This is a genomic window from Sulfitobacter geojensis (genome assembly GCF_000622325.1).
Taxonomy (GTDB): Bacteria; Pseudomonadota; Alphaproteobacteria; order Rhodobacterales; family Rhodobacteraceae; genus Sulfitobacter; species Sulfitobacter geojensis.
On sequence record NZ_JASE01000005.1, the window covers coordinates 3558039 to 3583971 of the forward strand.

Here is a 25933-nt window from a genome sequence, read left to right on the forward strand (position 1 = left end):
TGTCAATCAGAACAGTACCGGACTAGTGCTTGTGGCGCACAATGGCCCCTGATTTCAGACGATCGAAATAGCTGTTCATCTCGCGTTTCACGATGGGCATCAGGAAGTACAACGCCGTGATGTTCACAACCGCCATGGCAAAGATCATCGCATCAGAGAAATCAATCACCGCACCAAGCTGTGCCGCAGCCCCCACAATGATGAATAAACAGAAGATCAGCTTGAACACCAATTCCGTCGTCTTGCCCTCACCAAACAGATAGGTCCACGCTTTCAACCCGTAATAGGACCACGAGATCATCGTAGAGAAAGCAAACAGGATCACCGCCAAAGCCAGAACATAAGGGAACCAGCTGAAACCGGCAGCGAATGCCGATGATGTCAGGCTGACACCGCTTGACCCGTCGATAGTCTTGATCGCTGTGCCCGCTTCGTTCAGCACGAAATTGCCCGTTGCTGGGTCCATGACCAACACACCAGAGATCGTGATGACCAAGGCTGTCATCGTACAGATCACAACCGTGTCGATGAACGGTTCCAGCAGGGAAACAACACCCTCGGTCACAGGCTCCTTGGTTTTCACCGCAGAGTGCGCAATCGCCGCAGAACCAACGCCCGCTTCGTTTGAAAACGCCGCCCGTTTGAACCCTTGGATCAAGGCACCCACGAAACCGCCCGCGACACCCAGACCGGTAAAGGCACCGGCAAAAATCTGGCCAAAGGCCCAACCGATCTGATCCGCATTCATGATCAGGATCACCAAAGCGGCCAAAACATACATGACCCCCATGAACGGCACGACTTTTTCAGTCACGCTCGCGATGGACTTAATCCCGCCGACAATCACCGCAAAAACGACGCCGGCAAAAATCACACCGGTGATCAAGCCCGAAAAATCGCCGACAATGTTGGTAATCTGCGCATGCGCCTGGTTGGCTTGGAACATGTTGCCACCGCCCAATGCCCCACCGATGGTGAAGATCGCAAAGATAATCGCCAGAACCTTACCGCCCGGCAAACCGCGTTCCTTAAAACCCTTGGTCATATAATACATCGGACCACCGGAAACCGTGCCGTCCGCATATTCATTGCGATACTTCACGCCCAGCGTACATTCAGTGAACTTTGACGCCATGCCCAGCAATCCGGCCAGCACCATCCAGAACGTCGCTCCCGGACCGCCAATACCGATAGCGACCGCAACACCTGCGATATTTCCCAAACCAACAGTGCCCGAAAGCGCCGTGGTCAAGGCCTGAAAGTGGCTCACCTCACCCGCATCATCGGGGTCGGAATAATCTCCTTTGACCAATGAAATTGCATGGCCGAAGGCCTTGAACTGGATAAACCCGAAATAGATCGTGAAAATCGAGGCTGCCACAACCAACCACAGAACAATCCACGGGAAATTAGTCCCCGGCAGACTCATAAAAATCAGGTTCACAAACCATCCTGTGGACCCTGCAAAAACGTCATTCACACGCTGATCAAAGCTGACGGCCTCTTGCGCCGCCGCCAACGTCGGCAGGCTCAGCGCGGCTGCGGTCAGACCTGTTCCAAAAAATCGCTTCATTTTAAATCCCCCAGTTTCACGGAATGATGGTGATTGGCACGCTGGCAGAGGCGGCCAAACGGCCCGTCACGCCACCGAATACACGCTCTTTCAACCCGCGTGCGCCAACCCGCCCAACAACAATCTGCATTGCTTTCTGTGCCTTAGCTGTCGCATCCAGAATATCTGCGGCATCCCCGTGTTTCACGATGGCAAGAACGTCGAAACCTTCGCTTCTGGCCTGATCCACAGCCGGATCAAGCACACGTTCATGCGCCATCTGCAGTTCCTCTTCACGGCGCTTGTGACGCTGTTCGTTTTCTTCGGGGGTCTGAAAACTGAACGGCGACCATTCGATCACATAGCAAATTGCAATCGTGCAATCCCCGATCCCTTTGGCCTGCTGCTTGGCGAAAGCAAGAGCACGCGCTCCGGCTTCCGATCCATCCAGACCCACAACGATAGTGGCTTTTGTCATTGTTTGTTGTTCCCTGTGTTCTTACCCCACCGCGACCTCCGGCTTCCGGCAGGTCGGGTGGCGCTGATTTACCTGCAAAGGTGACAAATCGCCGCTCCTGCAGGTTGACCAAAGGTTAACAGGTTCCCCCCCACTTTCACGCCTGAAATTGACCGGCATCGCAGTGATTTTCACCGAAAAATCTTATCAGATCAGGCAATATGATAAGAAATCGCAGAATCTACAGCTCCCGACACCTCGGCAGGCGGCCTTTCACCGGCGCAAATTTCCCGTTCCGTCCCCCCACAACATCGTGACCTGGGCGCGCCTTTCAGGTCTGCGTTGATCTTGGGCCTCCGGCGCGATATTGCGGTGCAACTGCATTTGACCAGACAGGAATCCACCCATGGCGGCCTATCAATTCGTTTACCACATGTCCGGCGTCTCCAAGACCTATCCGGGCGGCAAGAAAACCTTTGAAAACATTCACCTGAATTTTCTCCCCGGTGTGAAAATCGGTGTTGTCGGCGTCAACGGCGCGGGTAAATCAACGCTGCTGAAAATCATGGCCGGTCTGGACAAGGATTTTCAGGGCGAAGCATGGGCCGCTGAAGGGGCCAAGGTCGGCTATCTGCCGCAGGAACCCAAACTGGACGAAACCCTAAGCGTGCGTGAAAACGTCATGCTGGGCGTTGCCGAGAAAAAGGCGATCCTTGACCGGTACAACGAACTGGCCATGAACTATTCCGACGAAACCGCCGACGAGATGGCCAAACTGCAAGACGACATCGACGCGCAGAACCTCTGGGATCTGGATTCACAAATCGACGTCTCGATGGAAGCCCTGCGCTGCCCGCCCGATGACGCCAACATCAAAGACCTCTCCGGTGGTGAAGCCCGCCGCGTCGCGCTGTGCAAACTGCTGCTCGAAGCGCCCGACATGCTGCTGCTCGACGAACCGACCAACCACCTTGACGCCGAAACCATCGCATGGCTGCAACAGCACCTGATGGATTACAAAGGTACCATCCTGATCGTCACCCACGACCGCTACTTCCTTGATGATATCACGAGCTGGATTCTGGAACTCGACCGCGGCAAAGGCGTCCCTTACGAGGGCAACTACTCCGACTGGCTGGAGCAGAAAGCCAAACGTCTCGCTCAGGAAGCCCGCGAGGATAAATCCAAGCAGAAAACGCTTGAGCGCGAACTTGAATGGATGCGCCAAGGGGCCAAGGCCCGTCAGGCGAAATCGAAAGCGCGGATCAACGCCTATAACGAAATGGCCGACCAGTCGGAGCGCGAAAAACTCACCCGTGCGCAGATCGTCATCCCCAACGGTCCCCGCCTTGGCAACAAGGTGATCGAGGTGGCGAACCTGAACAAAGCCATGGGCGACAAACTTCTGGTCGAGGATCTGACGTTCGATTTGCCCCCCGGTGGCATCGTCGGTGTGATCGGCCCCAACGGCGCGGGTAAATCGACCCTGTTCAAGATGTTGACCGGCCAGGAAAAACCCGATGCCGGCACCATCGAATATGGCGACACGGTTGATCTGTCCTATGTCGACCAGTCCCGCGATGATCTTGGCGATGATGATACCGTCTGGCAGGCCATCACAGGCGGTGCGGAACTGATCAAACTCGGCGACGCCGAGGTCAACTCCCGCGCTTATTGCTCCTCCTTCAACTTCAAGGGCGGCGACCAGCAGAAAAAGGTCGGCAACCTGTCGGGTGGTGAACGCAACCGCGTCCACATGGCACGTTTGTTGAAAGAAGGCGGCAACGTGCTGCTGCTCGATGAACCGACCAACGACCTTGATGTCGAAACCCTGCGCGCCCTCGAAGACGCCCTCGTCGATTTCGCCGGCTGCGCCGTGGTCATCTCGCACGACCGCTTCTTCCTCGACCGGATTTGCACGCATATTCTCGCGTTCGAGGGCGAGGCGCACGTGGAGTGGTTCGAGGGCAACTTCGAGGATTATGAAGAGGACAAGAAACGTCGTCTGGGGGCGGATGCGCTTGAGCCGAAGCGGTTGAAGCACAAGAAATTTGTGAGGTAGGGCGGGGTTCACCCCGCCACCCATTCCTTACAACCGCAAGCCAAGGCGGGGTCACCCCCGCCCTACGCCACGTATTGCCGGTCGTATTGCGCAAACCGGCTTTCACGATGGACCGAAGACCAGGGCCAATCCTCCGGTCTCGCCACAAACCCGTGCTTCACAGGGTTAACGTGGCAATAGCGAACATGGTTGGCCAAGTCCTCCTCACACCGAATATGATGTTCCCAAAACCGCTTTTGCCAGATCCCGACCTGCCCTTTTCGTAGGGCGGGGTTCACCTCGCCATTGCTCAAACAGGACGCGACCGGCGGGACCAGTCCCGCCCTACGGACAGATGCCGAAAACCGCCCCTTGATCGCCCCCCATCGACGCCCAAAATCGCGATCGCCTGCTGGCAAACGCCAGACGCAATGCAAATGGTCGGGCAAAACAACCATCGACACTATTTCGAAGGGCCGTCCCGCCTTGGTCGCCCGGACCGCATCACGCAACAGGCCGATTTGCTCCGTAAGCAACGCACTGCGCCGGTCCTGCAAGCAGACAGTGAAGAATATGGTCGCGCCGGTAACGCGGGGTCGAATGTAATGTGGCATCCGCCGAGCCTGCACCAATCAGGGTTAACACATCCCTAAACTGTCTCCGGCCAAATTCCGCCCACCTACCCACACCCCTTGTCCGAATCGGCAATTCACCCTATGTTCTGCCTTGCTAACGTTTTTCTATTTCGACCCACTGTCTCCCTAACACGGCGCCACGGACGACTTCAGACGACCACGCCACGCCATCGCACAATGCGGATGGAACACTACTTTTAGGAGACTACGGAATGGCTACTGGCACCGTAAAATGGTTTAACACAACAAAAGGCTTCGGCTTTATCGCACCCGATGGCGGCAGCAAGGACGTTTTCGTCCACATCTCTGCTGTTGAGCGCGCAGGCCTGACCGGTCTGGCCGACAACCAGAAAGTGACATTCGACATCGAAGCTGGCCGTGACGGCCGCGAATCGGCAACGAACATCGCACTGGCGTAAGCCTTAGACGGGTCGCCGCGGCGTCCCTGTCACAAGAATTTGACCGATCCTCTGGCAACAGTGGGTCGGTTTTTCTTTGGGCAGGGTTGATAAAAACCACAGTTTGGCGACATTAGATCATCTGCAATACGTAATTTATGGAGCACTCCCATGCACCGCCGTACCTTTCTGGCCTCCACAATGGCCGCTGCCGCCTTGCCACAGGTCCTGTCCGCCAAGACCGCGGCTTATGACCCGACCCCGCAAGAGGTTGCCATCAAAGCGACCTACCAGCCTGGTCAGTTGCTGGTTCTGCCACGCAGCCACTACCTGTATTTCGTGACAGCGCCGGGCCGCGCGATGCGTTACGGCGTCGGTGTGGGCAAGGCGGGTCTGGAATTCACCGGCACAGCGACCATCGCCGTGAAAAAGGAATGGCCGACATGGCGCCCCACGAACGAGATGATCGAACGTGATCCCGTCGCCTACAAGCGTTTCATCGGCAACACCGAAGCACAGGAAGGTGGCCCCGGCAACCCGCTCGGTGCCCGCGCGCTTTACCTCTTCGAAGGCGGGCGTGACACCTATTTCCGCATCCACGGCACCACTGCGCCCAGCACCATTGGCCGTTCCGTGTCCAACGGGTGTATCCGCATGATCAATGAACACGTGATCGATCTTTACAACCGCGTGCCTGTCGGCACCGTGGTGACTGTGCTGTAAATTCAGCCCTCTGAATAAGGAAAGGCCGGTGCATCGCTGCACCGGCCTTTTTCGTTTCTGTCGTTTTACAACGTGATCCGGATCAGTTCAGCGCCTTATCCGTAATCACAGATGTCCATGCGCCCTCTGGCTGCTTGGAAATCACCGGATCGGACCCACCGGCCAGCAAGGTATCCACCGTCCGCTGGAAATCCGCCTCAACCAATGCGCCATTGCTGCCCGCTGTCAGCTTGGCAATCTCGCCCATCATCCGCACCTGCGCGGCCTCGGTCTGTGCGCCGGTCTCGTCGTTGTCCAGCACGATGTTTGCGGCTTCTTCCGCGTTCTCTTCCGCGTATTTCCAGCCTTTCATCGAGGCACGCACAAAACGCACCATCTTGTCCTCGAACACCGGATCTTTCAGATTGTCTTCCAGCACGTAAATGCCGTCTTCCAACGTCGCAACGCCCTGCTCTTCATATTTGAACGTCACCAACTCATCCGGGTTCACGCCCGCATCCAGCACCTGACCGTATTCATTGTAGGTCATCGTCGAAATGCAATCCGCCTCACGCTGCAACAAGGGGTCGACGTTGAAACCTTGCTTCAGCACTGTCACGCCATCATCGCCGCCATCCGTGGAAATGCCTTCCTGCGACATCCATGACAGGAACGGATATTCATTGCCAAAGAACCAGACACCAATTGTCTTGCCTTTGAAATCCTGCGGGCCTGTGATGCCCGTGTCCTTCCAGCAGGTCAGCATCAGACCGGAGGTCTTGAACGGCTGTGCGATGTTCACCACCGGCAGACCCTTTTCGCGTGCCGCCAGCGCCGAGGGCATCCAGTTCAACATCGCATCGGCACCGCCGCCGGCCAGAACCTGTGGCGGTGCGATATCGGGACCGCCTGCCAGAACTGTCACATCCAGCCCTTCTTCTTCGTAAAACCCTTTATCAAGCGCCACATAATAGCCCGCAAACTGGGCCTGTGTGACCCACTGCAACTGCAAGGTCACGCTGTTCGCATGGCCGTCTGCATGCGCTGCCGCACCGCCCAAACCGGTGGCCAGTGCTGCGGCCATCATCATCTTCTTCATCATTTGTCGTCTCCCCTGTTGGTTAACATAGTGCCCCGTTTCGAGGTCTTGGTCATTTGCTGCGACGCTATCGTTGTGACGGGTGCCAAAAGGTTACCCGCTTTTCGATCAGCGTCATCAATCCATAAAACGCGCTGCCCGCCAACGCTGCAATCACAATCTCTGCCCAAACCATATCAAGCGCAAGCTGGCCAAAGCTGGTCGAGATCCGAAAGCCCATGCCCACCGTCGGAGAGCCGAAAAATTCAGCAACAATCGCCCCGATCAGCGCCAGCGTTGTGGCGATCTTCAACCCGTTGAACATAAACGGCATCGCCGCAGGCAGGCGCAGCTTGAACAGCGTCGGCCAATATCCGGCCCCATAGGTCCGCATCAAATCGCGCTGCATCACAGATGTATCGCGCAAACCCGCCACCGTGTTCACAAGGATCGGGAAAAACACCATGACAGCCACCACTGCGGCCTTGCTTTCCCAGTCACTGCCAAACCATTTCACAAAAATCGGTGCAATCCCGACAATCGGCAAGGCGGCCATGAAACTTCCAACCGGCAAAATCCCCCGCGTCAGGAAATCAGACCGATCCGCCAGGACGGCGATGCCAAGGGCTGCCAGACCGCCGATGATATAGCCCGTCATCGCCCCCTTGATGATCGTCTGATGGAAATCGGCCCACAGCCGCGGCCCCTCGCTGAACAACCGTTCCACAATCGCTGAAGGCGCAGGCAGGATCACCGGATTCACCTCGAACCCGACCACCAACAACTCCCAGATCACCACCACCGTCAGACCAAAGATCGCAGGGATCAATACTTTCACCGCTGGCAAATCCGACACCGGCCCATTGGCCAAACGCACATTGACCCACCAGCCAAGCGCCCAGATCAAAACTGCTGCAATTGCCCAAATCATGCTGTCCGCATCCCCATCCGGCGCAGTGTCACACGCTCCATCACACTAAACAAACCCACCAGCGCGGCCGCCGTCAACGCCGCGGCAAACAAGGCTGCCCATGACACCAACGGCTGCCCATATTGATCGCCCACCAGCATCCTTGCGCCGAAACCGGCCTTTGCGCCTGTGGGCAGTTCCGCCACAATCGTCCCGATCAAGGATGCCGAAATCCCGATCTTGAGCGAGGCAAACAAATACGGCACCGACGCTGGCAACCGCAGTGCCCAAAACCCCTGTGCCGGCGAGGCATGATAGGTCCGCAACAGATCCAGCTGCATGCCGTCAGGCGCACGCAACCCCTTTACCATGCCCACAACCACCGGAAAGAACGACAGATAAGCGGCAATCAACGATTTGGGAAACAACCCCTGTATCCCCATCGACCCCAGAACCACGATCACCATCGGGGCCAGCGCCAGAATCGGTATGGTCTGGCTGACAATCGCCCAGGGCATCACCGACCGGTCCATCACGCGGGAATAGACAATCCCCACCGCCAACAAAATCCCCAGGCCCGTGCCAATGAAAAACCCCAACAACGTCGGGGCCAAAGTCACCCAGCCATGATACACCAGCGACCGCTTTGACGTGATCTTCTTCTCGAACACCGTTTTGTACATCTCACCGGCGACCTGCTGCGGCGCGGGCAACCGTGGCCGCACAAAGTCATAGGTCAGTGGCACCAGATGCAGATTGCGCAGGCTCAGGCCAATCCCGCTATACTCTTGCCGTTCTACCGGCGTTTCCGGCGTCACCGACAAACCATCACGTTGCGCCTGATCGGCAACCAGATGGATGTTCATCGGTACAACAGCCACCAACCAGAACAACAGTATCGTCCCGACTACAGTCAAAACCGGCAGCACAGATTTCACAGTCCCCCCTCCGGCTTCATCTTACCCTCAAACGTCATCCCAACTGGATCACACACGCCGCGCTCACTCATCCAGATGCCCCGCACGCAAGCCTTCCCTCACACGGTGGGCAATCTCCAGAAATTCCGCACTGTCGCGGATGTCCAAAGGGCGTTCTTTCGGAAAAGGGCTTTCAATCACGTCCGTAATGCGACCCGGCCGCGGCGACATTACTACGATCTTGGTGCTCAGATACACCGCTTCCGGTATCGAGTGCGTCACAAAGGCAATCGTCTTTTCCGTGCGCGCCCAAAGCTTTAGCAACTGTTCGTTCAAATGATCCCGAACAATCTCGTCCAGCGCCCCGAACGGTTCGTCCATCAGCAAGATATCCGCGTCAAAACTCAACGCCCGCGCAATACTCGCCCGCTGCTGCATCCCGCCCGACAACTGCCAGGGGAACTTTCGCTCGAACCCTTCCAGATCGACCAATTCCAACACGCGCTCGACCCGCTTGGCCTGCTCCGCCTTCGAAATCCCCATAATCTCAAGCGGCAACCGGATATTCCCGCCAATCGTACGCCACGGATATAACCCCGCCGCCTGAAAGACATAGCCATAGGCGCGGCTCCGGCGGGCTTCCTCGGGCGAGACCCCGTTCACGGTCACGCTCCCGCCTGTGGGCTGTTCCAAATCCGCCATCACCCGCAGGAACGTCGTTTTTCCACAGCCAGACGGGCCAATGAAGCTAACGAAATCCCCTTGCTTGATTTCAAGGTTCACGTCCTTCAGCGCATGGATCGGCCCGTCATTCGTTTCGAACGTCAGGTTTAGGTTTCGGGCGCTGATCACGCTCTTTTCACTGCTCACTATGTCTTCCCCCAATCCGCTGGCCTAGATGCCCGCCGGAATATTCAACGGATCACGCTTGATCATCTTCGGGCTGGTCAAGGCCTTCCACTTGCTCAACGCAACATTCGCGCTCGGGAACGCAGGACGTGGAATGAACTTGCCCCGACCCGGCTGCGGCTGGCTGTTCTGCCCCCATGCCCAGATCACATCACCGCGGCTCAAGGTATAGCGCGCGTTCGCCGTCACCTCGAACCCTTCAAACACGTTGTAATCCAAAATCGAATGATGGTTGGCGGGGCTGATCGTCTTGCTCAGCTTCGGGTCCCACACCACAATATCCGCATCCGCCCCTTCCACAATCGCCCCCTTGCGCGGGTAGATGTTCAGGATCTTGGCGACATTGGTCGAGGTCGCCGCGACAAACTCGTTCGGCGTCAAACGTCCGGTCTCAACCCCTTCGGTCCACAGCACGCTCAAACGCTCCTCCAAACCATTGGACCCGTTCGGGATGATGCGAAAATCATCGCGCCCCGCACGTTTCTGCGCGGTGCTGAACGCCGCGTGATCCGTGGCAACAACCTGTAACGATCCCGCCTGCAAGCCGGCCCACAACGAATCCTGATGGTCCTTGCTGCGAAACGGCGGCGACATCACCCGCCGCGCCGCGTGGTCCCAATCTTTGTTGAAATACTCGCTCTCGTCCAAGGTCAGAAACTGGATCAACGGCTCGCCATATACCCGCATGCCCTTTTGGCGCGCACGGCGAATGGCCTCATGGGTCTGCTCACAAGACACGTGAACGATGTACAGGGGCACCCCCGCCGTATCCGCAATCGTGATCGCCCGGTTCGCCGCTTCACCTTCCAACTCAGGCGGGCGGGAATAGGCATGGCCCTCCGGCCCCGTGATCCCCTGATCGAAATACTTCTGCTGCAACTCCGCAACCAGATCACCGTTTTCCGCATGCACCATCGGCAAGGCACCCAGCTCGGCACAGCGCTTGAACGACGCAAACATCTCGTCGTCCTCAATCATCAAGGCACCCTTGTAGGCCATGAAATGCTTGAAGGAATTGACGCCCATTTCCACGGCGTCCTTCATCTCGTTGAAAACGTTCTCGTCCCAACCGGTGATCGCCATGTGGTATCCCACATCCGAACAGATCTGCGGTGCCGACTTGCGGTGCCACTCGTTGATCGCATTCTTGATGCTGCCGTCTTCGCCGGGCAGACAGAAATCCACCACCATCGTGGTCCCGCCACAGGCCGCCGCCCATGTGCCGGTCTCGAATGTTTCCGCCGCCGTGGTCCCCATGAACGGCATCTCAAGATGGGTATGCGGATCAATCCCGCCGGGGATCACATAAGCACCCTCTGCGTCAATATATTCGTCGCCGACCAGATTCTCACCAATCTGAACAATCTTCTCACCTTCAATGAGAACATCGGCCTTCCACGTCCGGTCCGCCGTACAAACCTGCCCGCCTTTGATCACCTTGCTCATAACATCTCTCCCATCTTCATTCTTTTTGGCCTTATATCCTGCGGGGTCTGGGGCAGAGCCCCAGTCAACCTCCAAGCAAAAACCAGCGCTGCAGTGCCCACAGCATCAAATCAACCGCGTCGGAACTTCTGAAAACTCCGTCCCGTTCTCTTCAAAAGAAAACGTCCCTTCATCCCACAATCTCCGCCGTCTCCACAACAGCATGCATCAACACATCCGTGCCGGCCATCGCCCAATCCTTGGAAATCTCTTCCGCCTCGTTGTGGCTCAACCCGTCCACACAGGGGCACATGACCATCGCTGTCGGGGTCACGCGGTTGATCCAGCAGGCATCGTGGCCCGCACCGGAAATCAGGTTCATATGGGAATACCCCAACCTTTCCGCCGCATCCCGCACCGCGCTCACACAGCCCTCGTCAAAAGCCACCGGATCAAAACCGCCGACCTTCTCGAACGCAATCTCCATGCCCATATCATCGGCAATTTTCTGACCCTCGACGCGCAGACGTGTTTCCATGTCCTCGATCACCGCCAACTCGGGCGATCGGAAATCAACGGTGAACACCACCTTGCCGGGGATCACGTTGCGCGAATTCGGATAGACATCAATATGCCCCGCAGCACCCACCGCATGGGGTGCATGGCTCCACGCAATCTCTTCGACCTTCTCCAGAATACGCGCCATGCCCAGCCCCGCGTTCTTGCGCAGCGGCATAGGTGTGGACCCTGTATGACTGTCCTTCCCGGTCACCGTCACCTGCGTCCAGCTCAATCCCTGACCGTGAGTGACAACGCCGATGTCTTTGCCCTCGGCCTCCAGAATGGGCCCCTGCTCGATGTGCAACTCAAAGAACGCATGCATCTTGCGCGCGCCGGTTTCTTCCTCTCCGCGCCAGCCGATCCGCTTTAACTCATCGCCGAAAGTCTTGCCCTCGGCATCAACCCGGTCATACGCCCAGTCCTGCGTGTGAATACCCGCAAACACCCCCGATGACAGCATCGCCGGTGCGTATCTTGTGCCCTCTTCATTGGTGAAATTCGTCGCAACAATCGGATGTTTGGTCTTCACCCCCAGATCGTTCAGCGTGCGGATAATCTCCAGCCCAGCAAGCACGCCCAGCACACCGTCATACTTGCCACCTGTTGGCTGGGTATCCAGATGCGACCCCACATACACCGGCAGGGCATCCGGGTCGGTGCCTTCACGACGGGCAAACATATTGCCCATCTGGTCCAATCCCATGCTGCATCCCGCGTCCTCACACCATTTCTGGAACAGGGCACGGCCCTCGGCATCCTCATCGGTCAGGGTCTGGCGGTTGTTGCCACCTGCGACGCCAGGTCCGACTTTGGCCATCTCCATCAAACTGTCCCACAACCGGTCGGGGTTAATTTTGAGGTTCTCTCCAGGTGCGGACATCGCTGGCTCCTTTGCAGGCGTTAGGGACAGTAAATTTTTACCATTTGGTAAAGGCACGATTGCGGTTAGGCTTGCCTCTGTCAAGAACTGCTTTATGGACACATGCGTCCTTGTCAGGCAAATGCCCAGAATTCAGGCAGCTACGGGAGAACGCCAGTGCCAGAGCAATCGCCAAAGGGCGTCGCGAAAAAACCAAGCCGGATCCAGCAGCGCAACCGGCGCGTTATTCTCGACGCCGCGCTCGAGGTTTTCTCGCGTCACGGGTATCGCGGGGCCACATTGGATCAGATCGCAGCGCAGGCGGGCCTCAGCAAACCCAACATCCTCTATTACTTCAGCGGCAAGGAAGAAATCCATGTGACGCTACTCAGCCAGTTGATGGAAAACTGGCTTGATCCGTTGGTCGAAATGGACCCCACCGGCGATCCCGTCGAAGAAATCCTTGGCTATGTGCACCGCAAACTGGCGATGGCGCAGGAATTTCCCAGCGAAAGCCGCCTTTTTGCAGGTGAAATCCTGCAAGGTGCCCCCCGTATGCGCCCCGAACTTGAAACCAATCTCAAACCGCTGTTCGACGAAAAATGCGCCCTGATCCAGAACTGGATCGATCAGGGCAGCCTGCCGCCCCTCGACCCGCGCCATCTGATTTTTTCCATCTGGGCCAGCACCCAGCACTACGCCGATTTTGAAACGCAGGTCAGCCTGTTGCTCGGGGCAGATGATGATCCCTTCGCCAGTGCCACCGCACATCTGGATACCATGTTCCGCCGCCTTTTGCGGGCCTAAGCCCGGCCCCATTAACCCCTCGTTGATCAACTTCCCACTTCGATGTTGGCGTTAAGCTATCGTTCACACCTATAGCCGAAACTTCTCATGGGTGGCGGGCTCCAGATACCAGATCGGAGCTTCCAATGAGTTCTATTTTACTAAGCAATCCGTTTCCAGTAACGCCAGCCCCGTCGAACCTGACGGCGGATGCCCCTCCGGCAGCGGCCCCCATCGCAGCTGTGCAAAACGGTGGCGCGGCGGATTCTTCCAACGGTTCGACATCGTTCAGCGGGTCGGGTGCCGGTTCCAGTGGCCAAGCCGAAAATGCCGCTATTTTCCAATCAAAGGATTCGGAGAAATGGGCGCCACCTGCAACTGCGACGGGCGGCTCGGTGATCAATGCACAGACACAAAGCGGCCCGTCCCCCGACGCCATCGGTGATGAACGCCCGGTCATTGAACTGCCGCTTGGCCCCGATTTACCGGCAGTTGAAATGCCTGACCCCCTGCCGACCTCCCCGTTCCTGAAACCGAACGAGGACGTAGCATAGGATCAGGCCAGAAGTTACTCCGCAGCTGTCGCCGAGGGATTGTTGGGATGGGTGGTCCAGTTGGCATACTCCTGCTGGACGACCTTTCCGGTGCGCGGATCAACCATTCCCGGTGTCATCGCCTCCATCGTGATGCAATCCTCTACAGGGCAGACATTCACGCAAAGATTACAGGCCACGCATTCATCGTCGATGACGCTGAACGTGCGGTCCTCGGTCATCGCAATCGCTTGGTGGCTGGTGTCTTCGCAGGCGGCAAAACACCGGCCGCAGGAAATGCACAGATCCTGATTGATCACCGCCTTGGCGACGTAGTTCAGGTTCAACTGGTTCCAGTCGGTGACATTCGGCACCGCGCGTCCGACCAGTTCGTCCGCGGACGTCATGCCCTTGTCGTCCATATATTCGGACAGGCCGCTGATCATTTCCTCAACGATCTTGAAACCATAGGTCATCACGGCCGTGCAGACCTGCACATTGCCCGCCCCCAGCGCCATGAATTCCGCCGCATCGCGCCAGTTGGTCACGCCGCCAATGCCGCTAATCGGCAACCCGCGCAATTCCGCATCCCGCGCGATTTCCGCGACCATGTTCAACGCAATCGGTTTCACCGCCGGTCCGCAATAACCGCCATGTGCGCCCTTGCCATCAATCGTCGGCTCCGGTGCAAACAGATCAAGATCCACCGATGTGATCGAATTGATCGTATTGATCAAGGACACCGCATCCGCGCCCCCGGCCAGTGCTGCCGCTGCCGGTTTGCGCACATCCGTGATGTTCGGTGTCAGTTTGACGATCACCGGCATCCGCGTGTGCGACTTCACCCAGCGCGTCACCATTTCGATGTATTCCGGCACCTGCCCCACGGCTGCCCCCATGCCGCGCTCTGACATCCCGTGCGGACAGCCAAAGTTCAACTCGACCCCGTCCGCGCCGGTCTCTTCGACCTGCGGCAGGATAAATTTCCACGGTTCTTCCTCGCAAGGCACCATCAGTGACACGATCATCGCCCGATCAGGATAATCCCGTTTGACCAGCTTGATCTCGTCCAGGTTGGTCTGCAAAGGGCGGTCGGTGATCAACTCGATGTTGTTCAGCCCCAGCAACCGCCGGTCCGCCCCGTAGATCGCGCCATAACGCGGCCCGTTCACGTTGACCACATGTGGGTCCAACCCCAGTGTTTTCCACACCACGCCCCCCCAGCCCGCATCAAAGGCCCGGCGCACATTGTATTCCTTGTCCGTCGGCGGCGCAGAGGCCAACCAGAACGGGTTAGGGGATTTGATCCCGATAAAATTGCTTGTCAGATCAGCCATGTCTTTCTCCCCTACGCGCGCAATGCCGCATCAATATCAATCGCCGCATCACGGCCTTCGGCCACAGCCGTCACGGTCAGATCATCCCCGCCGCTGGCGCAATCCCCGCCGGCCCAGATGCCTTTCACAGACGTCTGTCCGGTTTCGGAAACCTTGATCTTGCGCCCTTCCAGCGCAGGCAACCCTTCGCCTTCCAAGGTCTGGCCAATCGCCTTGAACACCTGATCCGCAGGCAGGCGCAGCATCTGCCCCGTGCCCTTCATCGCATCGTCGACATATTCAAACTCGATCTCGCGCACGGTGCCATTGCCATGCACCGCGACCGGCACGGCGTGCGTGACAATCCGCACGCCCTTGCTGGCCGCCAGATCCTGCTCGAACACACTGGCGTTCATCCGGTCGCGCCCGCGCCGGTACACCAGCGTCACGTTCAACGCGCCCAACAACTTGGCCTGCACCGCGGCATCCACCGCCGTCATGCCGCCGCCAATCACGACAACATCGCGCCCGATGGGCACCGCGGCCACATCACTGGCCTGCCGCAGATCCGCGATGAAATCGACCGCGTCAATCACGCCGGCCTTGTCTTCGCCGTCTGTGCCCAGCGCGTTCACACCGCCCAGACCCATGCCCAGGAAAACCGCGTCGTACCCGGCCTGCAATGTCTCCAGCGTCACACCGTCGCCCAGTGTCACACCATACTGCATGGTGATGCCACCGATCTTCAGCAGCCACTCCACTTCGTCCTGCGCAAAGCCGCCCGTGGTCTTGTAGGTCGCGATACCGTATTCGTTCAGCCCGCCGGGCTTTGCCGCCGCGTCCATCACCACCACGTCATGGCCCAGCATCGCCAGCCGGTGCGCACAGGCCAGCCCCGCTGGCCCCGCGCCCACAACGGCAACTTTCTTGCCCGTAGCTGCCGCCCGTGTGAAGGGATGCACACCCTGTTCCTGCAAATGATCGGTTGCATAACGCTGCAATTGCCCGATCAGCACCGGTTTGCCCTCCGCCGCTTCGCGCACACAGGCTTCCTCGCACAGGGTTTCTGTCGGACAGACCCGTGCACACATGCCGCCCATGATGTTCTGTGTCAGGATCGTTTTGGCCGCCGCATCCGGCGTACCCGTCGCGATCTGGCGGATGAACAACGGAATGTCGATGTCCGTGGGACAGGCCGTAATGCAAGGCGCATCATGGCAAAAATAGCAGCGGTCCGCTGCCACCAAGGCCTCATGCGGGTCCAATCGCGGATGCAAATCCGAGAAATGCGCGCCATAGCTGTCAGGGTCCAAACGCCCCGCAACAATACCCTCTTGAAAAACGTCTGATCCCATCTGGCTCATCCTATTGCTTGCTGGATTTAGCAAAACGCTCACACGGAATGATTTTTTTATCAACTGGTAAAATTATTCCAAATGATAAAATTTGCCTTTTGGGAACCGGCAGCGCGCAATCAGCCTGTTATTTCATCAACCAGCGCTAAAACCTTTGGCCCGACCTCCTTTACGATCAACGCCACGCCCTGCGCGTTCGGGTGCACCCCATCCGCCTGAAAATAGGCCTTTAAACTCAGCGGGTTGGTGATATCACCGACGCCGCTCAAACCGGCAAAGAAGCTTTCCAGAAATTCGCTGCCATAGGCCTCGGCCAGTTCGGGATAGATCGCATCGAACTGTGATTTATACGCAGGACCGAAATTTCCCGGTGCGTGCATGCCGATTAACAACACATCCACCTCTGCCGTCTCGGCGGCCTGTAGAATCCCGTCAATATTACTGCGCGCCTGTTCCGGCCCCAACCCGCGCAACAAATCGTTCCCCCCCAAGGCAACGATCATGCCGTCCACCTCCGGCGTCAACGTCCATGCCACCCGCGACAACCCGCCCGCCGTCGTGTCCCCCGACACGCCCGCGTTGATCAGCCGCACCTCGGCCCCCTGCGCATCCAGCCATGCTTGCAATTGCGGAACAAACCCTTGTTTTTCCGGCAATCCATAGCCTTGGGTCAGGCTGTCACCGAGGGCCGCAATCACGATTTCGTCTGCCAAAGCGGCACCCGCCTGCCCCAGCCCCGCCAAAATGAAAACAATCCCTGCCAATGCCTTGCGCATCTGCCGTAAACCTCCATATCCAAAGTGACCCTAAAGCAAAGGCCGCCCATGTCCGATCCAGTCTTTCACCTTTCAGATGTGGTTCTTTCGCTGAAAGGCAATGCCGGACCTGTCGACATTCTGCGCGGCATTTCACTGGATGTGCAAGCGGGTGAAACCCTTGCACTGACCGGCCCCTCAGGCTCGGGCAAATCCTCGCTGTTGATGGTGATGGGCGGGTTGGAACAAGCGACCGGCGGCACCGTCACCGCCTTGGGCCAGAACCTCACCACCCTGTCAGAGGACGGGCTGGCACGGTTTCGTCAGGGGCGCATGGGGATCGTGTTCCAGTCTTTCCATCTGATCCCGACCATGACCGCCCTTGAAAACGTCGCCACACCTTTGGAACTGGCAGGCGTCACCGATGCCTTTGACCGCGCGGCCGAGGCGCTGAAAACCGTGGGCCTGGGGCACCGCATTGATCACTACCCCGCACAAATGTCGGGCGGCGAACAACAACGTGTCGCCCTTGCCCGCGCCTGTGCGCCGCGCCCTGCGATCCTGCTGGCGGATGAACCCACCGGCAATCTCGACAGCACAAACGGGGCCGCCATCATGGACCTGCTGTTTGATCTGCGTGACCAATACGGTGCCACCTTGGTGCTCGTCACACATGACCCGACCCTTGCACAGCGCTGTGACCGCGCGATCAATCTGGCCGACGGGAAAATCGCATGAGTCTGCGCCTTGCGGCCCGTTTCGCGCGGCGCGAGATGCGCGGCGGGCTGCGCGGCTTTCGCCTGTTCCTCGCGTGTCTCGCCCTCGGGGTCGCCGCCATCGCCGCGGTCGGCTCTGTCCGTTCCGCCATAGAAGCCGGTCTTGAACGCGAAGGGGCCGCGATACTTGGCGGCGCGGCTGAACTCGACTTTACCTTCCGTTTCGCCACCCCCGACGAACGCGACTGGATGCAGGCCCGCGCCACCCGTGTCTCTGAAATCGCGGAATTCCGTTCGATGGCCGTGGTCGGCGATGAACGCGCCCTGACCCAGATCAAGGCGATTGATGACGCCTACCCGCTGGTCGGCTCCGTTGCCCTGTCCCCCGACATGCCGCTGACGCAGGCGCTTGCCACCACCGACGGTATCGCCGGCGCCGTGATGGAACGCGCCCTGTCCGACCGGCTTGGCCTTTCCCCCGGCGACACTTTCCAGCTTGGCACCAAGACCTATCGTTTCTCTGCGCTCCTGACCCGCGAACCGGATTCAGCCGCCAGCGGTTTTGCCCTTGGCCCGCGCACCCTTTTGTACCGTGATGCGCTTGACGGTGCGGGACTGCTGGCCTCCGGCACATTGTTCAACAGCAAATACCGCCTTGATCTTCCGCCCGACACGGACCTCGAAACCCTTGAAGCCGAAGCAAAAGAACAGTTCACCAACAGCGGCATGCGCTGGACTGATGCCCGCAACGGTGCCCCCGGTGTGGCGCAATTCGTCCGCCGCCTCAGCGCCTTTCTGGTGCTCGTCGGCCTGTCCGGTCTCGCCGTCGGCGGGGTTGGCGTTTCCGCCGCGGTGCGTGCCTATCTGAACGGCAAAACCGGCACCATCGCCACCCTGCGTGCGCTCGGGGCGGACCGCGCCACGATTTTTCAAACCTACTTCATCCAGATCGGCATCCTGTCCCTGCTGGGCGTCGCCATCGGCCTGACGCTTGGCGCCGTTGTCCCCTTGCTGCTCTCCCCACTGATCGAGGCGCGGCTGCCCCTGCCCACCACCTTTGCCCTCTACCCCCGCCCCCTGATCGAGGCCGGTATTTACGGGCTACTAACCGCGCTGGCCTTCACCCTCTGGCCGCTGGCGCGCAGCGAAGACGTGCGTGCCGCCACCCTGTTTCGCGATGCATGGTCCGGCACCCCACGCCTGCCCGCGCCGCGCTATCTCGTGGTGATTGCCCTGATCGCGGCCCTGCTGATCGGGCTGGCCGGTTGGTTCAACGGGTCTTGGTTCCTCACGCTCTGGACCCTTGGCGGCATCGCCGGCGCCCTGCTGATCCTGTCGCTTGCGGCGCTGCTGATCCGCTTCCTTGCCCGCCGTGGGGCGCGGATCGCACGCGGGCATCCCCGCCTGCGCTGGGCTCTGGCCGCAATCTCCGGCACCGGCGAAGGGGCCGGCGCGGTCGTCTTGTCACTGGGCCTTGGCCTGTCGGTCCTCGCCGCCGTGGGTCAGATCGACGGCAACCTGCGCAATGCCATCACCGGCAACCTGCCCGATGTGGCGCCGTCCTACTTCTTTGTCGACATCCAAAAGGACCAGATGGCCGGCTATACCGAGCGGCTGGAAAACGATCCCGCCGTGTCGCGCATCCAAAGCGTGCCGATGCTGCGCGGCGTGGTCACCCAGATCAACGGCATTCCCGCCACCGAAGTTGCTGGCGATCATTGGGTCGTGCGCGGCGATCGCGGTGTCACCTATGCCGAAACCCCAGACCCGGAAACAAAAATCACCGCAGGCGAATGGTGGCCCGCGGATTACACCGGCCCGCCCCTGATCAGTTTCGCCGCCGAAGAAGCCGCGGAAATGGGCCTTGTCCTTGGCGACACTTTAACCATCAACATCCTTGGGCGTGACATCACCGGCACCATCACCTCCTTCCGCGAGGTCGATTTTTCGACCGCCGGCATCGGGTTTATCCTCACGATGAACCCCGCCGCGCTGGCCGGTGCGCCCCATACCTTCATCTCGACCGTCTACGCCGAAGAGCAGGCCGAAACCGCCATCCTGCGCGATCTTGCCAGCGCCTATCCCAACATCACCGCCATCCGTGTGCGCGACGCAATTGACCGTGTCGCTTCCGTTCTGGCTGGGCTCGCTGCCGCCACATCCTACGGCGCGCTGGCCACCCTGCTGACCGGTTTCATCGTCCTCATCGGGGCCGCCGCCGCCGGTGCCGATGCCCGCACCTATGAGGCGGCTGTGCTGAAGACGCTCGGCGCCTCACGCGCACGGATCGCGACCAGCTTTATCCTGCGCGCTGCCCTCTTGGGACTTTTCGCAGGCACGGTTGCGCTCTTTGCCGGCGCTTTGGGCGGCTGGGCCGTCAGCACCTATGTGATGGAAACCGATTTCACCCTGATCTGGCCCTCCGCACTGGCGATCATCGCTGGCGGTGTGCTTGCCTGTGTCTTGGCAGGGCTGGGCTTTGCGCTTAAATCTCTGAACGCCCGCCCCGCCCAAGTGCTGCGGGCCCGCGAATAACCAATGCGACCAACGAAGGAAGCCGATATGTCTACCACCCTCCCCGCGACACTGCCCAAAGCCGTCAGTCCCGCACAACAACAGCATATCGTGAACATCGTCCGGCGCGCCGCCAAGGCCGAAATCATGCCGCGTTTCCGCAGCCTGTCCGCCAGTGACATCCGCACCAAATCCCACGCCAATGATCTGGTCACCGCCGCCGATACTGCCGCGGAAATGATGATCACCCGTGCGTTGCAAATCGCCTTCCCCACCGCGCTGGTCGTCGGGGAAGAAGCGGTCGCAGACAACTCTGCGCTGCTGGATCAAATCGCGGACGCGCCCCTTGCCTTTATCATCGACCCAATCGACGGCACATGGAATTACGCCCACGGCATGGCGGTTTTCGGGGTCATCATCGCGGTCACACAATTTGGCAAACCGGCCTTTGGCCTGATCTATGATCCGGTCGCGGATGATTGGGTGATCGCCGATGAAGAAACGCCCGCGCGCATGGAAACCGCCGCCAACAGCCCCCGCACCCTCAAGGCAAGCATGGGCAAACCGCTGGAGGCGCTGATCGGCTATGTGCCCCTGCATATGTTCGCCAAAGAACACCAAGCGAAAATGGCCGTTGCCCTCACCGGTTTCACCCGCAGCCATCCCTTGGGCTGTTCTGCGCATGAATACCGGATGATTGCGCAGGGCCACACCGATTTCCTGCTGACCGCTTCGCTGCACCCGTGGGATCACGCCGCCGGTGCCCTGATCTGCGAACGCGCAGGCGCACATGTGGAAATGCTTGACGGTGGCCCCTATTCAGCAGATCGGCGCAGCGGTCATCTGATGGTCGCCCCCGACCGCACAACATGGAACCGCCTGAAAAAGGTTTTCACCTTCCTGCTAGACCAGCCGTAGGGCGGGGTTCACCCCGCCCCCAACCAACCTCTCGAACGCCAGCCTACTCGGCCGCTTCCGCATAATCGCTAAGCGGCGGACAGGTGCAGATCAGGTTACGATCCCCATGCACGTTGTCCACACGGTTCACGGGTGGCCAGTATTTGTCCACGCGGAACGCGCCGGGAGGGAAACAGCCCTGCTCGCGTGAATAGGGCCGTTCGCCCCATTCCAGCACCAAATCCTCAACCGTATGAGGCGCGTTTTTCAACGGGTTGTTCACCGCATCCATCTCGCCCCGTTCGATTGCGTCAATCTCCGCGCGGATCGCCAGCATCGCATCGCAAAAGCGGTCCAACTCGGCCTTGGTTTCTGATTCCGTCGGCTCCACCATCAACGTGCCCGCCACCGGCCAGGACATGGTCGGCGCGTGGAAACCGCAATCAATCAGACGTTTGGCGATGTCATCCACCGTCACGCCCGCGCTTTCCTCGAACGGGCGCACATCCAGAATGCATTCATGCGCAACCCGCCCCGTTGGCCCGCGATACAGCACGTCAAACGCGCCTTCCAACCGTTTGGCGATATAGTTGGCGTTCAAAATCGCCACCCGTGTCGCCTGCGTCAGCCCCTCGCCGCCCATCATCAAACAATAGGACCATGAGATCGGCAAAAGCGATGGCGATCCGAAAGGTGCCGCCGACACCGCCGCCCCGCCGCCGTTGGGATCACCGGGCAGATGCGGGATCAGATGCGCCTTAACGCCAATCGGCCCCATGCCGGGCCCGCCGCCGCCATGCGGAATGCAGAACGTTTTGTGCAGGTTCAGGTGGCTGACGTCGCCCCCCAGATCACCGGGACGGCTTAGCCCGACCATCGCGTTCATGTTGGCCCCGTCGATATAAACCTGCCCGCCGTGATCATGGGTGATCTTGGTCACTTCGGTCACGGTCTCCTCGAACACACCGTGGGTCGAGGGATAGGTGATCATACAACCGGCAAGGTTTTCGCCCGCCGCCGCCGCCTTGGCGCGGAAATCATCCAGATCAATGTCCCCGTTGTCGGCAGACTTCACCACGACAACTTTCCAGCCCACCATCTGCGCACTTGCAGGGTTGGTGCCATGCGCCGACATCGGGATCAGACAGATGTTGCGGTGATCATCGCCGTTCGCGCGGTGGTATCCCGCAATCGACAACAGCCCCGCATATTCCCCCTGCGCCCCCGAATTGGGTTGCATCGAAATCGCGTCATATCCGGTAATATCACACAGCTTGGCCGACAGATCGTCGATCATTTCTTTGTAGCCCGCCGCCTGATCAACCGGCACAAACGGGTGCATCTGTGAAAACTCGCGCCAGCTGACCGGCATCATCTCGGCTGCCGAATTCAGCTTCATCGTGCACGACCCCAGCGGGATCATCGCCCGATCCAGCGCCAGATCACGATCCGCCAAACGACGCATATAGCGCATCATTTCTGTCTCGGCGCGGTTCATATGGAAAATCGGATGCGTCAGATACGTCGTCTGCCGCACCAGCTTTTCGGGCATGTGATAATGCGGCGTGTAATCCTTGTCTTCCTTGGTGATCCCGAAGGCGCGCCAGACCGCTTCGATGGTCGCGGGCTTCGTGCGCTCGTCCAGCGTGATCCCGACCTTGGTGTCTCCCACAGCGCGCAGATTAATCCCCTCATCCACCGCCGATTTCATCACCGCCTTTTGCAGCGGCCCCACCTCGACCGTGATCGTGTCGAAATAGGTCGCGGGGCGAATTTCGAACCCCGCCATCTTCAACCCTTCGGCCAAACGCGCCGTTTTGCGATGGATACGCTGGGCAATCGCTTTCAGGCCCTCCGGCCCGTGGAACACCGCATACATCGACGCCATCACTGCCAACAACGCCTGCGCCGTGCAGACATTCGATGTCGCCTTTTCACGGCGAATGTGCTGCTCGCGGGTTTGCAGGCTCAACCGGTAGGCGCGGTTGCCATGCGCATCAATCGACACGCCGACAATCCGTCCCGGCATTGCGCGTTTATAGGCATCCTTGCACGACATATACGCCGCATGCGGCCCGCCATATCCCTCGGGCACACCGAAGCGCTGGGTCGATCCAACCGCAATATCCGCGCCCATTTCACCCGGCTCTTTCAGCAAGGTCAGCGCCAGCGGGTCCGCCGAAATGATGCCGATGCCCTTATGCTCATGCAAGGCTGCAATCGGATCGGAAAAATCGCGCAGGTGCCCATATGTCCCCGGATACTGGAAAATCGCCCCGAATACCGCCGACGCATCCATGTCCATCGGGTCACCGACAATCACCTCGATCCCCAAGGGGGCTGCGCGTGTCTTCATCACCGCGATGTTTTGCGGGTGACAATCCTGATCTACAAAAAACTGCACCGATTTCGATTTTGACACCCGTTGCGCCATGGTCATCGCCTCGGCACAGGCAGTCGCCTCGTCCAGCAAGGACGCATTGGCGACCTCCAGACCGGTCAAATCCGAAATCATCGTCTGGAAATTCAACAAGGCTTCCAACCGGCCCTGCGCGATCTCCGGCTGATACGGGGTATAGGCCGTGTACCACGCCGGATTCTCAAGGATATTGCGCTGGATCGCCGGTGGCGTCACCGTCCCGTGATACCCCTGCCCGATCAACGACGTCAGCACCTTGTTCTTCGACGCAGTGACACGCAGATGCTCCAACACTTCGCGCTCCGACATCGCCTTGCCGAAATCCAGCGCACCCTTCATGCGGATGGCCGCAGGCACCGTGTCGTCGATCAAATCGGCAAGCGACCCCGCGCCGACCACCTTTAACATGTCCGACATTTCTGCCGGTGACGGCCCGATATGGCGCCGGTTCGCGAAATCATACGGCAAGTATTCAGTCGGCTTGAAAGTCATCGTGTTATCCTCGTTTTTCCCAAGCCGGGGCCGCGCCACCTTCACGCAGCCCCCGACTTCATCTTGCCAATAAACTCAATCCCGCTAGCCCCTTCGGGATCTAGCCGATGAATTTCTGATAGGCCGCTTCATCCATAAATTCATCCATCTGCGACGCATCGCTGATCTTCATCTTGAACATCCACGCATCCCCCTGCGGGTCATCGTTCACCATGCCGGGGTTGTCGGTCAGCGCGCTGTTCACCTCGGTGATTTCACCGTCGACAGGGGCCAGAATATCCGACGCCGCCTTGACGGATTCGATCACAACAACCTCGTCATCCTTGCTGACTGTGGTGCCTTCATCGGGCAGTTCCACGAACACCACATCGCCTAGTTGTTCGGCGGCGTGGATCGTGATGCCCACAACCATCTCACCGTCTTCCTCGCGCAGCCATTCGTGCTCTTCTGTAAACTTCATCTTGGTCTTCCCCGTTTTGATTATCGTTTGAAATTTGCCGCAACAAAGGGAAGCTTGGCAACGGTCAACGGCAACCTTTTGCCCCGCACCTCTCCCCAAAGCGCTGTGCCCACGTCACTTGCTGCCGTTTTCACCGTGCCCATGGCGACCGGTCCGCCAACACTGGGCCCGAAACCGCCCGATGTCACCACGCCAACCTCCTGCCCGCCTTCTGCGGCATCGAACACCGCCACGCCTTCGCGCATCGGTGCACGCCCTTCGGGGCGCAACCCAACCCGTTTGCGCGCCGCACCCGCGCTCAACTGATCCAGAATGACCTGCGCACCGGCAAATCCGCCCTCGCGTGTGCCCCCCGACCGCCGTACCTTCTGGATTGCCCAGTTCAACGCCCCTTCGACGGGTGTGGTACCTGCATCAATGTCATTGCCATACAGGCACAGCCCCGCCTCAAGGCGCAGTGAATCCCGCGCACCAAGGCCAATCGCCTCTACCGCGTCATGCGCCAACAGCGCCTCGGCCAGCGCCACCGCATCGTTGCCCGCCACAGAAATCTCGAACCCGTCTTCGCCCGTATACCCCGACCGCGACGCCCAAACAGCGATCCCGCCCAACTCCAGATCCGCAATATCCATAAACCGCATTTCCGCCGCGCGGGCGTCCATTGCGGCCACCACATCAACCGCCTGCGGTCCTTGCAGCGCAATCAGCGCGCGATCCGCCAGTTCTGTCACACTGACCTTCGGCTCCAACGCGCCGCGCATCCGTGTGATGTCCGCCTCCTTGCACGCCGCATTCACGACAACGAACAAATCATCGCCGCGCCGCGCGAACATCAGATCGTCCTCGATCCCGCCTGAATCATTTGTGAAAAACCCATAGCGCTGACGGCCGTCTTCCAACCCCAAAACATCCATCGGCACCAGCGTTTCAAATGCCAGCGCCACCGTTTCCCAGGACTCCCCCGACAGGATCACCTGTCCCATGTGGCTGACGTCAAACAACCCCGCAGCAGCGCGGCAATGCAGATGTTCTTTCATCACGCCCAGCGGATATTGCACCGGCATCGAATAGCCGGCAAAGGGCACCATTTTGGCCCCGAGAGACACATGCAAATCATAAAGCGCTGTCGCGTGTAAATCGTCCATCCGTCGCTCCCCTGACCGGATGTCGCAACAACACCGGCATCCTGACACCGCACCATGCGCTGTCCGATGCCCCCTCTGTCCTTTCGCCTGAGATCGTTATC

Annotated in this window: 23 protein-coding genes; 8 read left to right on the top strand and 15 right to left on the bottom strand. The window is 59.2% G+C overall.

Going from position 1 to position 25933, the window contains the following annotated elements; translation table 11 throughout:
- Window positions 1-22: 22 nt before the first annotated feature.
- Both Z947_RS0119455 and Z947_RS0119460 read right to left on the bottom strand, forming a co-directional pair.
- Window positions 23-1573, bottom strand: a complete 1551-nt coding sequence (locus Z947_RS0119455) for an alanine/glycine:cation symporter family protein (RefSeq protein ID WP_025045952.1) — start codon at window positions 1571-1573, stop codon at window positions 23-25.
- 16 nt (window positions 1574-1589) lie between these two features.
- Window positions 1590-2030 (bottom strand): universal stress protein, encoded by a 441-nt coding sequence (locus Z947_RS0119460; RefSeq protein WP_025045953.1) that lies wholly within the window; start codon window positions 2028-2030, stop codon window positions 1590-1592.
- Window positions 2031-2415: 385 nt separating this feature from the next.
- Here Z947_RS0119460 and ettA point away from each other — a divergent pair, with 385 nt between their 5' ends.
- A complete protein-coding gene (gene ettA / locus Z947_RS0119470) occupies window positions 2416-4071 on the top strand; it encodes an energy-dependent translational throttle protein EttA (RefSeq protein ID WP_025045954.1) in 1656 nt (551 codons plus the stop codon).
- 62 nt (window positions 4072-4133) lie between these two features.
- On the opposite strand, the gene Z947_RS22555 is transcribed toward ettA, so the two are convergent.
- Window positions 4134-4664, bottom strand: coding sequence for an REP-associated tyrosine transposase (locus tag Z947_RS22555; protein WP_025045955.1), 531 nt, complete (start codon window positions 4662-4664; stop codon window positions 4134-4136).
- Window positions 4665-4897: 233 nt separating this feature from the next.
- Here Z947_RS22555 and Z947_RS0119480 point away from each other — a divergent pair, with 233 nt between their 5' ends.
- Together Z947_RS0119480 and Z947_RS0119485 are read left to right on the top strand one after the other, a co-directional pair.
- Window positions 4898-5104, top strand: coding sequence for a cold-shock protein (locus Z947_RS0119480; protein WP_007117950.1), 207 nt, complete (start codon window positions 4898-4900; stop codon window positions 5102-5104).
- 150 nt (window positions 5105-5254) lie between these two features.
- Window positions 5255-5806 (top strand): L,D-transpeptidase, encoded by a 552-nt coding sequence (locus Z947_RS0119485; protein WP_025045956.1) that lies wholly within the window; start codon window positions 5255-5257, stop codon window positions 5804-5806.
- Between the two features lie 82 nt (window positions 5807-5888).
- Here Z947_RS0119485 and Z947_RS0119490 read toward each other — a convergent pair whose 3' ends face one another.
- The 6 genes from Z947_RS0119490 to Z947_RS0119515 form a co-directional block, all read right to left on the bottom strand.
- A complete protein-coding gene (locus Z947_RS0119490; RefSeq protein ID WP_025045957.1) occupies window positions 5889-6884 on the bottom strand; it encodes an ABC transporter substrate-binding protein in 996 nt (331 codons plus the stop codon).
- 67 nt (window positions 6885-6951) lie between these two features.
- Window positions 6952-7794: an ABC transporter permease gene (locus Z947_RS0119495; protein WP_025045958.1), complete on the bottom strand. Its 843-nt coding sequence runs from the start codon at window positions 7792-7794 to the stop codon at window positions 6952-6954.
- Window positions 7791-8711, bottom strand: coding sequence for an ABC transporter permease (locus Z947_RS0119500; protein WP_025045959.1), 921 nt, complete (start codon window positions 8709-8711; stop codon window positions 7791-7793). Before Z947_RS0119500 ends, Z947_RS0119495 begins: the two co-directional genes overlap by 4 nt.
- Before the next feature lie 63 nt (window positions 8712-8774).
- The gene (locus Z947_RS0119505) at window positions 8775-9560 is read right to left on the bottom strand and encodes an ABC transporter ATP-binding protein (RefSeq protein WP_025045960.1); all 786 of its coding nucleotides are present in this window, start codon (window positions 9558-9560) and stop codon (window positions 8775-8777) included.
- A 24-nt stretch (window positions 9561-9584) separates the two neighbouring features.
- Window positions 9585-11045 (bottom strand): dihydropyrimidinase, encoded by a 1461-nt coding sequence (hydA, locus tag Z947_RS0119510; protein ID WP_025045961.1) that lies wholly within the window; start codon window positions 11043-11045, stop codon window positions 9585-9587.
- Between the two features lie 169 nt (window positions 11046-11214).
- Complete coding sequence (locus tag Z947_RS0119515; protein WP_025045962.1) at window positions 11215-12465, bottom strand: Zn-dependent hydrolase; 1251 nt, start codon at window positions 12463-12465, stop codon at window positions 11215-11217.
- A gap of 156 nt (window positions 12466-12621) precedes the next feature.
- Between Z947_RS0119515 and Z947_RS0119520 the strand changes: the two genes are divergently transcribed.
- Both Z947_RS0119520 and Z947_RS0119525 read left to right on the top strand, forming a co-directional pair.
- Complete coding sequence (locus Z947_RS0119520) at window positions 12622-13251, top strand: TetR family transcriptional regulator C-terminal domain-containing protein (protein ID WP_025045963.1); 630 nt, start codon at window positions 12622-12624, stop codon at window positions 13249-13251.
- A gap of 125 nt (window positions 13252-13376) precedes the next feature.
- Complete coding sequence (locus tag Z947_RS0119525; protein ID WP_025045964.1) at window positions 13377-13784, top strand: hypothetical protein; 408 nt, start codon at window positions 13377-13379, stop codon at window positions 13782-13784.
- Between the two features lie 14 nt (window positions 13785-13798).
- Here Z947_RS0119525 and preA read toward each other — a convergent pair whose 3' ends face one another.
- The 3 genes from preA to Z947_RS0119540 form a co-directional block, all read right to left on the bottom strand.
- Window positions 13799-15100, bottom strand: coding sequence for an NAD-dependent dihydropyrimidine dehydrogenase subunit PreA (gene preA, locus Z947_RS0119530; protein WP_025045965.1), 1302 nt, complete (start codon window positions 15098-15100; stop codon window positions 13799-13801).
- Window positions 15101-15111: 11 nt separating this feature from the next.
- On the bottom strand, window positions 15112-16434 hold the full coding sequence (locus Z947_RS0119535) for an NAD(P)-dependent oxidoreductase (protein WP_025045966.1): 1323 nt from the start codon (window positions 16432-16434) through the stop codon (window positions 15112-15114).
- Between the two features lie 119 nt (window positions 16435-16553).
- Window positions 16554-17210 carry an arylesterase gene (locus Z947_RS0119540; RefSeq protein ID WP_025045967.1) on the bottom strand — a complete coding sequence of 219 codons (657 nt, stop codon included), beginning with the start codon at window positions 17208-17210 and terminating at the stop codon, window positions 16554-16556.
- Window positions 17211-17258: 48 nt separating this feature from the next.
- Between Z947_RS0119540 and Z947_RS0119545 the strand changes: the two genes are divergently transcribed.
- From Z947_RS0119545 to Z947_RS0119555, 3 genes are read left to right on the top strand one after another with little or no spacing between them, the layout of a single operon-like run.
- Window positions 17259-17927 (top strand): ABC transporter ATP-binding protein, encoded by a 669-nt coding sequence (locus Z947_RS0119545; protein WP_025045968.1) that lies wholly within the window; start codon window positions 17259-17261, stop codon window positions 17925-17927.
- Complete coding sequence (locus Z947_RS0119550) at window positions 17924-20440, top strand: ABC transporter permease (protein ID WP_025045969.1); 2517 nt, start codon at window positions 17924-17926, stop codon at window positions 20438-20440. Before Z947_RS0119545 ends, Z947_RS0119550 begins: the two co-directional genes overlap by 4 nt.
- A gap of 27 nt (window positions 20441-20467) precedes the next feature.
- Window positions 20468-21337 (top strand): inositol monophosphatase family protein, encoded by an 870-nt coding sequence (locus tag Z947_RS0119555; RefSeq protein WP_025045970.1) that lies wholly within the window; start codon window positions 20468-20470, stop codon window positions 21335-21337.
- Between the two features lie 43 nt (window positions 21338-21380).
- Here the strand turns inward: Z947_RS0119555 and gcvP are convergent, their stop codons facing one another.
- The 3 genes from gcvP to gcvT all read right to left on the bottom strand — a co-directional run bounded on the left by gcvP (window position 21381) and on the right by gcvT (window position 25832).
- Window positions 21381-24227, bottom strand: coding sequence for an aminomethyl-transferring glycine dehydrogenase (gene gcvP, locus Z947_RS0119560; protein ID WP_025045971.1), 2847 nt, complete (start codon window positions 24225-24227; stop codon window positions 21381-21383).
- A gap of 100 nt (window positions 24228-24327) precedes the next feature.
- Complete coding sequence (gene gcvH / locus Z947_RS0119565; RefSeq protein ID WP_025045972.1) at window positions 24328-24687, bottom strand: glycine cleavage system protein GcvH; 360 nt, start codon at window positions 24685-24687, stop codon at window positions 24328-24330.
- Window positions 24688-24707: 20 nt separating this feature from the next.
- Window positions 24708-25832, bottom strand: coding sequence for a glycine cleavage system aminomethyltransferase GcvT (gene gcvT, locus Z947_RS0119570; protein WP_025045973.1), 1125 nt, complete (start codon window positions 25830-25832; stop codon window positions 24708-24710).
- Window positions 25833-25933 lie beyond the last annotated feature (101 nt).